The organism is Methylobacterium sp. 88A (assembly GCF_000376345.1).
Lineage (GTDB): Bacteria > Pseudomonadota > Alphaproteobacteria > Rhizobiales > Beijerinckiaceae > Methylobacterium > Methylobacterium bullatum.
Genome location: NZ_AQVT01000001.1, coordinates 3,714,828 through 3,727,275 on the forward strand (window position 1 = coordinate 3,714,828; position 12,448 = coordinate 3,727,275).

General features: G+C 66.9%; 11 protein-coding genes and 1 tRNA gene. 7 read left to right on the forward strand and 5 right to left on the reverse strand.

Translation table 11 applies throughout. From position 1 onward, the window contains the following. Positions 1–59: 59 nt before the first annotated feature. Positions 60–1,892 carry a chloride channel protein gene (locus tag A3OM_RS0117810; RefSeq protein WP_018045133.1) on the reverse strand — a complete coding sequence of 611 codons (1,833 nt, stop codon included), beginning with the start codon at positions 1,890–1,892 and terminating at the stop codon, positions 60–62. A gap of 235 nt (positions 1,893–2,127) precedes the next feature. Here A3OM_RS0117810 and A3OM_RS0117815 point away from each other — a divergent pair. The 6 genes from A3OM_RS0117815 to A3OM_RS0117840 all read left to right on the forward strand — a co-directional run bounded on the left by A3OM_RS0117815 (position 2,128) and on the right by A3OM_RS0117840 (position 7,266). After that, positions 2,128–2,204 (forward strand) — tRNA-His (locus A3OM_RS0117815). Positions 2,205–2,517: 313 nt separating this feature from the next. Beyond that, entirely contained in the window at positions 2,518–3,663 is a 1,146-nt protein-coding gene (locus tag A3OM_RS0117820; RefSeq protein ID WP_018045134.1) for a transglycosylase SLT domain-containing protein, read from the forward strand. Between the two features lie 287 nt (positions 3,664–3,950). Continuing rightward, a complete protein-coding gene (locus tag A3OM_RS0117825; RefSeq protein WP_026176164.1) occupies positions 3,951–4,481 on the forward strand; it encodes a response regulator in 531 nt (176 codons plus the stop codon). 221 nt (positions 4,482–4,702) lie between these two features. Then, positions 4,703–5,623: a transglutaminase family protein gene (locus tag A3OM_RS0117830; RefSeq protein ID WP_051074427.1), complete on the forward strand. Its 921-nt coding sequence runs from the start codon at positions 4,703–4,705 to the stop codon at positions 5,621–5,623. A 72-nt stretch (positions 5,624–5,695) separates the two neighbouring features. Continuing rightward, positions 5,696–6,502 carry a transglutaminase family protein gene (locus A3OM_RS0117835; RefSeq protein WP_018045137.1) on the forward strand — a complete coding sequence of 269 codons (807 nt, stop codon included), beginning with the start codon at positions 5,696–5,698 and terminating at the stop codon, positions 6,500–6,502. A gap of 110 nt (positions 6,503–6,612) precedes the next feature. Then, entirely contained in the window at positions 6,613–7,266 is a 654-nt protein-coding gene (locus tag A3OM_RS0117840; protein ID WP_026176166.1) for a L,D-transpeptidase, read from the forward strand. 73 nt (positions 7,267–7,339) lie between these two features. On the opposite strand, the gene A3OM_RS0117845 is transcribed toward A3OM_RS0117840, so the two are convergent. The 4 genes from A3OM_RS0117845 to A3OM_RS0117860 all read right to left on the reverse strand — a co-directional run bounded on the left by A3OM_RS0117845 (position 7,340) and on the right by A3OM_RS0117860 (position 9,217). Continuing rightward, entirely contained in the window at positions 7,340–7,672 is a 333-nt protein-coding gene (locus A3OM_RS0117845; RefSeq protein ID WP_018045139.1) for a hypothetical protein, read from the reverse strand. 141 nt (positions 7,673–7,813) lie between these two features. Beyond that, positions 7,814–7,981: a hypothetical protein gene (locus A3OM_RS26190; RefSeq protein WP_018045140.1), complete on the reverse strand. Its 168-nt coding sequence runs from the start codon at positions 7,979–7,981 to the stop codon at positions 7,814–7,816. Between the two features lie 215 nt (positions 7,982–8,196). Then, entirely contained in the window at positions 8,197–8,457 is a 261-nt protein-coding gene (locus A3OM_RS0117855; protein WP_018045141.1) for a DUF2798 domain-containing protein, read from the reverse strand. A 271-nt stretch (positions 8,458–8,728) separates the two neighbouring features. Further along, positions 8,729–9,217 (reverse strand): phasin, encoded by a 489-nt coding sequence (locus A3OM_RS0117860; RefSeq protein ID WP_026176167.1) that lies wholly within the window; start codon positions 9,215–9,217, stop codon positions 8,729–8,731. Between the two features lie 484 nt (positions 9,218–9,701). On the opposite strand from A3OM_RS0117860, the gene A3OM_RS24275 reads away from it, so the two are divergent. Beyond that, on the forward strand, positions 9,702–12,338 hold the full coding sequence (locus tag A3OM_RS24275; RefSeq protein WP_157196506.1) for an ATP-binding protein: 2,637 nt from the start codon (positions 9,702–9,704) through the stop codon (positions 12,336–12,338). Positions 12,339–12,448 lie beyond the last annotated feature (110 nt).

A 12,448-nucleotide genomic window follows, 5' to 3' on the forward strand; every position in this document is an offset into this window, starting at 1 on the left:
GGGACGATGGCGGAACCAGCTTCCGGGTCCAGCACAGGAAATCGCGAAGCGTCCAGTGCTTATCCGGCCTCGCCCATGATCGCCCGCCTCTGCCGGTCGAGTTCCTCGCTGTAGCGCTTGAGCGTGTGGCTCTCGGTGAGCAAGCCGACCACCCGGCGCGAGGCCGGATCGTCCACCACCGCCAACGCCTCGCTCTCGGCACCATCGAAGGCAGCGGCCGCCTGCTTGGCGTTCATGTCGGCGGTGAGGAACACGTCGGCATACCGGATGGTCTCGGCGAGAGCGGCTTCGCCATCGACGGCAGCGAGGGCATGGGCCTCGGGCACCAGCACGATCCCCGCATAGCGCCCTTCCCCGTCGACCAGCACCACGCGCGAAGGCGAGCCGAGGGGATGGGCTTTCAGGAAATCGCGCAGCGTCATGTCGACCGGCATGGTTTCGACCTCGCGGCGCATCAACACCCCCACGGTGAGCGACCTGATCCAGCCGATATCGTGCGCGCTGCGGATACTCTCGCCACGAAGGTGAAAGCGCCAGGTGGCGAAGGAATAGCCGAAGGTCTTTCGCACGGTCATCGACGAGGCGATCACGGCCACGAGGACAAGGCCGGTTATGGGAAAGCTGCCGGTGAGCTCGAGGGCGAGGAACGTCATCGTCAGCGGGCCGCCGATGACGGCCACCGCCAGGGCGCTCATGCCGATCACCGCATAGGCGAGCGGCGTGAGGCCGAACATTGTGAGGCTCTCCAGACCGGACAATCCGTGGAGGCCGGACAGGCCGGGGATCGTCTCCGCCATTATCGCGGCGAAGAGTTTCCCCGCCAGGGCGCCGAGGAAGAGGGACGCGAAGAACAGCCCGCCGCGAAAGCCCGATCCGATGGAGATCGCCGAGGCCGAAGCCTTGGCCAAGAACAGCAGCGCCAGGGCACCGATCCCCATGGCGGGTATGTCGACATCGAGGTGGAGATGGAGCGCACCATGACCGCCGGAGAGAATCTGTGGCGAGACCGCGAGAGCCAGGGCGCCGACGCAGAGGCCGCCGAGGGCCGGCGCGAGGAAGGCCGGCAGACGGGTCGCCCGCACACCCTGCTCCACCAGGGTGACGCCGCGCATGATCAGGATGCCGAGTCCGGCGCAGGCAAGACCGAGGGCGAGGCTCGGCAGGGTGTCGATTCCCGTGATCGTCCTGGTCGTCAGGGCATCGAACCCGTTGGCAGTGACGAGGGGGCTTTGCGTCACCAGCGCCTTGGCCACGAGACTGCCGCACAGGGCCGCGACCACGACCGGTGTCAGGGTGGCAATGGAATAGGTGCCGATGATGAGTTCGAATGCATAGAACGCCCCCGTGAGCGGCGCGCCGAAGGCAGCGGCGATGGCAGCGGCCGACCCGCAGCCCACCAGGGTCCGGAGATCGGAGCGTCGCATCTCGAAGGCGAGGCCGAGACGGGAGGCGAGGCTGGCGCAGATCTGGGTGAAGCCGGCCTCGAGGCCGACCGAGGCACCGCTGCCGTTCGAGATCACGTTCTGGGCCGCCACGGCGACGGACCCCTTCACCGAGAGCCGCCCCCCATGCAGGGCATTGGCCTCGATGGGATCGACGATGGGCCGTTGCGGGCCGCCGCGCCAGCGCGCGAGCCCGAAAGCGATGAAGCCGATAGCCAAGCCGCCGATGGCCGGGCCGAACAGGATGAGGAGCGGATCCACATCCGTCGATGCGCTGAGGCGCGCGCCGTGCGGCAGGCGATAGAGGATTTCCCGCAGGCCCTGAGTCGTGAGGCTCATGGCCGAGACGGCGATCCCGGCGATGGTTCCAACGCAGGCGGCCAGGATCACGAGGCCGAACTCGCTGCCGCGCACCAGGGCGCGCAATCGGCCGGGCACGTGAACCAGCATCTGGCCGGCGGGAAATCCACGGCGCGGCACGCTTCTTGGCTTCATCGACCGATGGGAAAGAGTGAGACGAAAGGGGTGGGAAACAGCCGCCACCTTAGGGGGCAAAGGCCGGAGGCGTCGACCGGTTTCCGGTGCGAGCCCGCCTGCGCGCGACAATGAGTTTTCCCCATTCTGCATTCCCTGCGCCGCGGGCGCTTGAAATGCCCGCGGCCTCGGGATACATCGCAGCCCGAGTGCCGCTGTAGCTCAGTTGGTTAGAGCGCTTGATTGTGGATCAAGAGGTCCCCCGTTCGAGCCGGGGCAGTGGTACCATTCGACCTTCCGGGCGCGTATGAAGACGCCCGGCAAGGCATCGGGCACGGGTTCGCGTCACGGACTTCCATGAGGTCCGACGGCCGAGACGCCATCCCTCCATCGAAAGTCTGGAATCGGCGATGCCGTAAGTGTCCGATGGACACGGAGCGGGTCCGAGCGCGCGATAGCGCGGCCGTTGCCTCGACTTACGGCCAAGCTGCCTCAAAGCGGCCATCGACGCCACGGGATGAGCACAAGCCTAGCCGTTTTGTCGCCACAACTGTCCTCGTAAATGCCGATGTGCGCCACCACACGGAGACGAGTCGATCAGATGCGGGTTCAGAAGGTCGGATCATCACGAATTTCCCCTCCCTCGCGCCGCTTCGGCGCTGGCGGTGACGTCGCGACATCGTCCGATGCTCTGACCCTCAAGAATCGCGTCGGCCGCGACCATGGCAGCCGCCCCGCACTCACGCGCTCCGTTATCGCGATGATGCTGGTTGCCGGCGGCCTCAGCGCCGTCGTCCTCAACGGCACCGGCACGAGCGGCTTTGGCGCCGTGGTGCAGTCGGCTCAGGCGATGACCGAGCCGTCGATGCCCAAGCCCAGAATTCAATCGTCTGTACCGGCGGTCCTCGATGCGGCGCCCACCGTGCTCACGGCGTCCTCGGCATTCGCTGCCGTCCACGACCTCGACACCGAGATCGGCTCCAATGCGGTCGACCGGGTGTCTTACGATTATCTGCTCACCGAGAGCGCCGTCGGCGACCCGAACGACATCCTCGAATTCGGGCCGATGAAGATCCGGCGCCACCTCGTGCAGAAGATCGTCCGCGCGGCCCAGGCCGTCCAGACCGATCCTGTCCTGCTGATGGCGGTGGCCGACAAGGAATCGAGCTTCATCACCGAAGTGCAGGCCAAGACCTCCTCGGCCACCGGTCTGTTCCAGTTCATCGAGCGGACCTGGCTCGGCGTCGTGCGCGACTTCGGACCGAAATACGGGCTGACGCAGGAAGCGGCCCTCGTGGTCTCCGGCGACAATGGCAAGCCGAGCGTCGCCGATGCCGCCGAGCGGACCCGCATCCTCGAATTGCGGCGCGATCCCTACCTCGCTGCCCTGATGGCGGGCGAGATGCTCAAGCGCGACGCGGCGCGAATCTCCCTGCGCATCGGCCGCGAACTCACCCTCGGCGAGGTCTACCTCGCGCACTTCCTCGGGCCGGACGATGCCGAGGAATTCCTCGCCAGCGTGGTCGACAAGCCGAAATCCGCCGCGGCACAGATGCTGCCCGGCCCGGCACGCGCCAACCGCACCATCTTCTTCGCGGCGCAGCGCGGTCGTCGCAAGGCCGCAAGCCTGTCGGTGGCCGAGGTTCACGAGAAGTTCGAGACCATGATGAGCACCCGCGGCGCCCGCTACCGCGATGTCCGCTCGCTCTCGGGCGTGATGGCCTATGCCGACGCGTCGGCCGAGTAGGCGCGCGAGACCGATTTCCATCTTCATGCTGTCCGTCGCCGGCACGGACCACGCGCCTTACGGCCGCGTTCGCCGCATGCCGGCCCCTCTTGTTGTCCATTGGGCAACTGACGCCGAACTCCCGACGTTGAGCTTGCAGTCGCGCAGGTCGTGCGGGGGCGGATTACGAAAGTCGGAGGGATGACGTGCTCGATCCAAAAGGCCCGTTGAAGGATCGGTCCCCCACACCGTTCAAGGCCGCTCCCGCCAAGCGCGCCGGTCACGATACCCTCGCGCCCAGCCTCGCCCTGGATCAGATCGGCGAGGCGCTCGCTTCCTTCTATGACGACCTGATCGCCGAGGGCATCCCCGAAAATCTGGCGGCCCTCGTTCGTCAGGTTCCTTCGCCGGACGCTGCGGCCGAGCCGGAGCCCGTCGTCTCCGCACCGGTGCGCAAGTCCGGTCGCCTCGCCTTGGTGGTGGAAGACGACGCGTCGACGCAAGGTCTGGCGGTCGCCCTTCTCGATGAGACCGAACTCGACACGATCGGCTGCAGCTCGGCGGAAGAGGCGCTCGCCGTGATGCGGGACCGGGGTGGGGACGTCGCTCTCGTCTTTGCCGATATCCAGCTCTCCGGTGTCATGGACGGCCTGCAGCTCGCACGGGCCGTGGCCATGCTGTGGCCCACGGCCCGCATGGTCGTCACCTCCGGCCGGCGCGCCCCGCGACCGGACGCGTTGCCCGAGAGAGTGGTGTTCATCCCTAAACCCTGGCGACCGCAGGACGTTCTGGTGGAGGCCGAGCACGCAACGAGCAATCCTCCGCCGGCCGTACCCTGATGGACGGCTGCGCACCGAGACATCGACTCGGGCCGCACGGTCCTTCATCCAAAAACATCCCTGTCGAGCAGGCCCGCCGACCATTGCCCCGGCGATGATATCCAGGACAATGCTGCGCAGACGTGGCGGCGGAATCCTGCTCCGCCACGGAGTTGGGCGCACCTCTTGCATTGCGTCGATCCAAGAGAGTGGTACCGACCGGTGCCGCGGAGCCCGTCAACGTGCCGATATTGTCCGTCCGACACATCACCACGTACCGCTACCGCCAGCCCGTCGGGTTGGGCGAGCATCGAATCATGTTCCGGCCTCGCGACAGCTACGACCAGCGCCTGCTCGCAGCGACGTTGAAGATCACGCCGGAGCCCTCGTCCCTGCGCTGGCTTCACGACGTGTTCGGCAATTGCGTCGCGGTGGCCACCTTTCAGGGGCGGGCCTCGTCCCTCATCTTCGATTGCTCGATCACCCTCGACCACACGCCTGAACTGGCGCCGGAATTCCCAATCGCGCCGCATGCGGCCTTCTACCCCTTCGGCTACGGCGCCGACGACATGCCCGATCTCAGCCGCTCCATCGAGCGCGAGCATCGCGACCCGAAGAACGAGGTCGATGCCTGGGCGCGCAGCTTCGTCCCGCCCGCCGGCCGCGTCGGCACGCAGGAATTGCTGGCCGACATGACGCGCCATGTCCGACGCAATTTCGCTTATCTCGCCCGCTCGGAAAAAGGCGTTCAGGATCCCGTCACCACCCTGCGCCTCAAGCGCGGAAGCTGCCGCGATTTCGCGGTGCTCATGATCGAGGCCGTGCGCGCTCTCGGAATGGCCGCCCGCTTCGTCTCCGGCTACCTCTACAACCCGCGCGGGGACCGCAACCGCCATGTGGGCGGCGGCTCGACCCATGCCTGGGTGCAGGTCTACCTGCCGGGCGCGGGCTGGATCGAGTTCGACCCCACCAACGGCATCGTCGGCAACCGCGACCTCATCCGCGTCGCCGTCGCGCGCGACCCGCGCCAGGCGGTGCCGTTGCACGGCTCCTTCTTCGGGTTTCCCGCGGACGATCTCGGCATGTCGGTGAGTGTCGAGGTCGACGAAATCGAACCGGGTTCCGTCGAGCAGCGCACACCGGATCCGATCCTCGTGCGTTGACAACGATCACGTCCCTGTCGCCGGACGGCGACCGGGTTCAGACCAGATTTTTACAGACATGGGGCCATTACGATGAAGATCAGGACTGGGTTCGACATCGCCTTCGAATCGGTTCAGCCGACGCCCATGATCCTCGAACTGAGCGTGCACCCGTCACGCATGCCGGATGTGATGACCCCGCACGTCATCAGCTTCAATCCGCCCATCCCCTTCCAGGAATACCGGGACGTCTACGACAACATCTGCACCCGCATCGTCACGCCGGTGGGGCGTCTCGACATCTCGGCCGACTTCACTGTCTATGACACGGGAATGCCGGACGAATACGCGCCCTACGCACAGCAGATCGATGTCCAGAACCTGCCGAGCGACGTGCTGGTCTACCTCCTTGGCAGCCGCTACTGCGACACCGACAAGCTCTCGGAGACCGCATGGTCGTTGTTCGGCGGGACGATGCCGGGCTGGTCACGGGTCCAGGCGATCTGCGACTACGTCCATGACCGCATCCGCTTCGACTATATGCTCGCCGACGCCACGCGCACCGCATGGGACGGTTTCATGCAGAGGCAGGGCGTGTGCCGCGATTTCGCGCATCTCGCCGTCGCCTTCTGCCGCTGCATGAACATTCCCGCGCGCTACTGCACCGGCTATCTCGGCGATATCGGCATCCCGCCCGTCCCCGACCCGATGGATTTCTCGGCCTGGTTCGAAGTCTATCTCGACGGGCGCTGGTACACGTTCGACGCCCGCCACAACACGCCGCGCATCGGCCGCATCGTCATGGCGCGGGGTCGCGACGCCACCGACGTCGCGATCACCACCAACTTCGGATACTCGCACCTCGCCCGCTTCGACGTGCATACCGACGAGGTGTACTGATTTTGGAAGCTCACGTTAACGAGATGTGAAATCTGCATCGGGGGGTGGAACCACCGGCCTACGCTTACGCTTGTATAGCAAAGGTTACCGTACAGCCAAGGCATCCGACCATGAAGACGTTGGCGACCGCTCTTGCAGGCATCATGGGTGCTTGCATCCTCGCTTCCACCCCCGTCCTCGCCGCCTCCTCCTACGATCCGTTCGGAACGGGTGGCGACGATTACTACCCCGAGACCGAGTACGCTCAGCCCTCCTACGATCCCTATGGCTATCAGGGCACCGTCGGCCAGGGCGCTCAGGCCGCTCCCCAGGCCCAGGTCGCGCCGATCCCGCGCGAGATCGTCGGATTTAACGGCGCATACAAGCCGGGAACCATCGTCGTCTCGACCGCCGAGCGGCGTCTCTACTTCGTCCTGCCGAACGGCGAAGCCATCCGCTACGGCGTCGGTGTCGGCCGCCCGGGCTTCACCTGGTCGGGCACCAAGACCGTCACCGCCAAGCGCGAGTGGCCGTCGTGGACTCCCCCGGCCGCGATGATCGCTCGTCGCCCCGACCTGCCGCGCTACATGGCCGGTGGTGTTGAGAACCCGCTCGGCGCACGTGCCATGTATATCGGCAACACCGAGTACCGGATCCACGGCTCGAACGAGCCCGACACGATTGGTCAGGCCGTTTCCTCCGGCTGCATCCGCATGACCAACGACGACGTCACCGATCTCTACGAGCGTGTGAAGGTCGGCGCCAAGGTCGTCGTCCTCAACTGAACGACATCCGGCTCAAGATACAACGCCGCGTCATCGCTGGATGGCGCGGCGTTCTTCGTCGTCGGCTCGACCCTTACGGGACGACGCGCCCCACTGCCGTCTGAGGTGCGCTGAAGGACGCGATTGGCATGTCGCAGAAGCAGCGCGCGCCGAGCGGACGCGGCCCCGGCAGGGGACAGGAATAAGGCTGCGGCCCGGTGATGCCCGATTGAACCGCATCGCAGTTCAGGCCCACGGCCCGGCGGGGCGGGGGGCCGCGATCGTCGTAGTAATCACGGCGCGGCGGCGGACGGTAATAGCCCTCGTCATCGTATTGCGCGCTGGCGGCGCCAGCGGAGAGCACACCAGCCAGAGTGAGGGCCAACAGGCCGAAACGCTGGGCGGAGCGCGAAAAACCAGGTCGCATGGAGGATCGCCCTCTTCGACGAGCCCGAAATCCGGGCGGGGCGCCAGGGTTAGGAGACCGCTCGCCGCGGTGCAAGCGCCGTGTCGCACGTCGTTCGCTGCCGTCACCGACGGGACTACGGCACCGGCGATCGCGCGCCTTTCAAAGAACCGTGAGGGAGGCGATCGGCAGCCACGCTTCCAGTTCGTCGCCGTCGACGTCGCCATCCACGAACCAGCGGCACAGGGCCCTGTCGTCCACGATCTCGACGACGGTCATGGTCGCCTCGTTGTCGTCCGACCCTACGTAATCACCCGGCTTGATGGTCATCGATCCCCATTCCCCCGATCTGCGCCGCCTGTCGATCCTGAGCTTTAGTCTCGAGGCTCTCGAGCAAGTCTCCCGCACCGCACAGGGCATGGCCTCGGGAGCGATGCGGGAGTTTCTTATGCCGTGCCGGCTCGTCTGAGAACCTGCCTCAGCCCTCTCTGGCTCGGTCCGGATCGTCCTTCCGGACATCTGATGTTTGTAGGCCGGGGCGGGCGTCAGGCTGATCTAACCAGGAACCCGACGATCCGGCGGACCAGGGGCAGGACCAGGAGAAGCGTCGGGAACGCCACCACCCAGGACAAAGCCCAGGCCGGCGGCCAATGGTCGAGGAAAGCCGCGTCGGCCCGCAAGGTCTTGTAGGTGGAGATCGCCGAGACGACGAGCGTCATCAGGATGGAGAGCACCAGAGGCATGAGGAGCCGCTGACTGCTCGGCGGCAGGCATCCGCGGAGACGGAACGATTGCAGGCGGTTCATGATAACCCGACGTCTGGACCGTAATCCGGGGCAGCACTGACACCGACCGGATGACGGATCGGAAAATGCGTTGCTTGACGTCAGACGCTTACGGCACGCGTTCGGCGCGGCAAAACTTGACTAAGACAGCTTGGCCGGGACCGTCAACAACCGAATATCGAGCCGGATCATCGAGCCCGTCTTCTGAAAAAAACAGCGAGGCCCGCCTCACCGTGCGGGCGGGGCGGGCCTCTATCGTCGGACGGATCAGATCCGTCGCATTTCGAAACTATCAGGAATTGGCGTTGCGAATGGCCTGCTCGGCATCGGCGCCGGCCTTGCGAGCGGCTTCCGTACCTTGTTCCATCGCCTTGCGGGTGTTCTCGGCAGTCTCCTGCATAGCGGCCTTGGCCTTCTCGGCACCCTGCTGCATGGCGCTCTGCGCCAGGCCACCGAACTCCTTGGCCTGGGCCTGGATCGCAGCGAACTGGCTGCGGACGAACTCGGCCTGATGCTGCATGGCCTCCTGCAGGTCGCGCGAGCGAACCAGCTTCTGGGCGAGGTCGAAGGCGGCATTCACGTTCTGCTCGGCGAACTCGAAGCCGCGAGCGGAGACGTCATGCGCGCTCGTGCGGGCCGTATCGGCCGAGCCATGAACCGTGTCGGCGGTGCGGCGGGCCGCACCGATGAACGAATCGAAAGCCTTGCGGGCCTGATCGACGCTCTTTTCGGCAAAATCGCGCATTTCAGCAGGCACTTCATAGTTCGGGGTGTTGCTCATGTCCGTCTCCTCTGAACTTGCTTGTTGATCGTTTGTTGTGCGCTGCACAATAACACATCGCCTGCCCTATGCCACCCTCGTGCGTGGCATTAAGGATGACAAAAGGTAAACGCGCACCGGCAGCGCTTGGTGTCTATATCGGCGGCGCGTTGCGGGTAAAAAAGAGCGCGAATCACTTACATGCCAGGCGAAACGGGTACGGATGTTCGAAAAAGGGGCTGAAGAACCGACGTCCGGCCCCGACCCGGACCTCGGCGACCTCGTCAGACACTGGAGTGGTGATTCGCGGTTCGGGCTTCGCCTGAGCGCCCCGGATGCCGTTTGGCTCGTGTTGGACGGGACAGCGGAGCGAGTCCTGCTGGCTTCGACGGCGGCAAACGGCCTCGGCCGTGCGATCGGCACCGACGAATCGGGCCGGGTCGATGCAATTCGCCTGTGCGACCAGGTTCGCCCGCGCCGTCTCCCATTGGATCGGCCGACGCTGATGAAGCTTCGGTTCGAAACGCGCCGTCTCGGAGCGGCCACGACGTGCCTCGTATTGCGGACGAAGGACAAGTCGGGGCGCAACCTCCTGATCGTGGCGCTTCTCGACCGCTTGTCGAACCACCGCGCATCGCCACAGAAAGCCGTCGTGGAGCCCGCCCTCCCGCAGGCCGAGGAGGTGACGGCGCCCGCGGGCCTGTCCCCGGTCGCGGAAGGCGTGCCTTCGCCGCAGGACACTCCTTCGATGCAGACCGGCCGCCTGGTATGGCGCAGCGATGCCGACGACAGGCTCACCGACATTTCCGGGGCTGCCGCCGCGTCGGTCAAACCGGCGATGCTCGGCCGGACATGGTCCGCCCTGTCACAGACCCGTACGCTCCTCGATGCGGAGGGGCTCCTGCTCGCCCTCGCCCAGCGCCGCACCTTCCGGGCGATCTCCGTCACCCTGCAGCCGGACGGGGCGCCGGATGCGATGGATCTCGACATCTCCGGTACGCCGACCCGGCGCGTCGGAGACGAGTTCTCCGGATTCAACGGCTTCGCCATGGTCCGCCCCTCCGTGTCCCCCTCGGCACAGGATGTCGTGACGAGCACGGACGATGCGGAAGCGTCCCCCGATCAGTCTCCGAGCGAGCGACCCGTCCCGGAGGCGGCAGGCGGCATCGGCACCGTTGCCGATCCAGCTGAGGTGACGGCCCCCGTCGCCACTCTATCCAATGGCACCGGGTCGCCCGTTTCCTCCGGGGTTCCGGCAATCGAGGCGGCGGCGCTCCCGCCCGTCGCCGAACCCTCGCCCGGTCTCGTCGCCGACGCGGCGAGCACGGTGGTGGACGCGGATGCCCCCCCCGCCCCGCCGCCGCTCGTTTCGGAGGCCGACGCGCCGCCGGAACCGGTCGAGTTCGCCACCGAGCCTTCGTCCGACGCCCAGAGCGGTTGGCCGACGCTCCAGGACTCTCATCTGTCGAGCCACGAGCATGCGGCGTTCCGCGAGATCGCCCGCGCCCTGGGCGCGCGCTTTGCCGGCGATTCCGAATCCGATGAAGAGGTCACGACGGACGACGAACGGCCGGCCAGCGGATCGGTGACCCCGTTCCCCTCCGCGATGGCGCGCAATGTAGAACCGGCTCCGGAAGGCCCGAACGCCGCCGTGGCGGCGACGCTCGAACGGTTGCCCGGCGGCGTGATGATCTATCGCGACGACAGCGTCCTGTTCGCCAATGGTCGCCTGCTGACCATGGCAGGGTTCGCCGATCTCGCCGAGCTCACCGCGTCGGGTGGCCTCGACAGGCTGTTCGGAGGGCTCATCCCACACGAGCGGTCGGCGGATGGCGCGCCCGCTCTGCTCACCACCCAGGCCGGTGACCGCCTGAGCGTCGATATCCAGGCGTCCGAAGTCGACTGGACCGGCGCGCCGGCCCAGCTGCTCCTCGTCCGCGATGCGGTCGCGGGGGAGCCGGCCCGCGAGCGCGCGGCGATGCAGATCGCCGACGCCTTCGCCGGTGCCCGCGCCGCCGACGCGCAGGCCGTGCTCGACAGCCTGGAAGACGGCGTCGTCACCCTCGACCGGAATGCCCGGATCATCGGGCTCAACCGCAGCGCGGCGGCGACGTTCGGTCTCGACCCGCGCGAGGTCGTCGGTGCCGGCATTCTCAGCCTGTTCGCGCCGGAAAGCGCCGTGGCCGTGCTCGCCAGCGTCCATGGCATCGCCGGCCCGGCACAGGCGGCTCAGTCGCAACCGGTGCCCGATGTCATCGCCCGGGCGGCCGCCGGCATGCTGCCGATGCTGATCCATGTGGCGCCTCTCGCCGGGCGGGACGACGGCCGCATGGTGATGACCGTCCGGGACGTGCGCGCTACCAGAAGCGTCGAAGCTGAATCCTCGAACGCCCGGCGCGCGGCGGAATATGCCAGCGCGCGCAAGTCGGATTTCCTCGCCCGGATCAGTCATGAGATCCGGACGCCGATGAATGGCATCCTCGGCTTTGCCGACATGATGCTGGCCGAGCCGTTCGGCCCCATCGGCCATGAGCGCTACCGCGACTATCTCGGCGATATCCACGCCTCGGGCACCCACGTCCTCAGCCTCGTCAACGACCTGCTCGACCTCGCAAAGATCGAGGCTGGGCGCCTCGACCTGTCCTTCGAGGAGGTGCCCCTCAACGACGTCGTCACCCATTGCGTGGCGATGCTGCAGCCGCAGGCGATGCGTGACCGGATCGTCCTGCGCACGAGCTTCTCCCACGACCTGCCGCCCCTGGTCGCCGACGAGCGCTCGTTGCGGCAGGCCGCCCTCAACATCATCGCCAACGCCATCGCCTTCACCGAGGCCGGCGGGCAGGTCATCGTCTCCACCACCCTGGCGGACCGGGGCGAGATCGCCCTCCGCGTGCGCGACACCGGGATCGGGATGAGCCCGGACGAGGTGGAGACCGCCCTCGAACCGTTTCGGCAGATCGCCGTGGCGGCCTCGCCCAAGGGGCGGGCGGATGGGCGAAGCACCGGCACCGGCCTCGGCCTGCCGCTCACGAAGGCCCTGGTGGAGGCCAATCACGGAAGCTTCCGCATCGAGAGCCGGAAGGACGAGGGCACATTGGTGGAAATGCTGTTCCCGCCCCAGGCGGCGGTCAGGACCGCCTGACCGTCGAGGCGGGCGCGGACTCGTCTCACGGCCGGGCATCTGCCATCATCGGCGGGCCATGCGGCGTGCGTCGCGCCTGCGACGCGCGGCCTGCGGAGGACCGGGTCCCA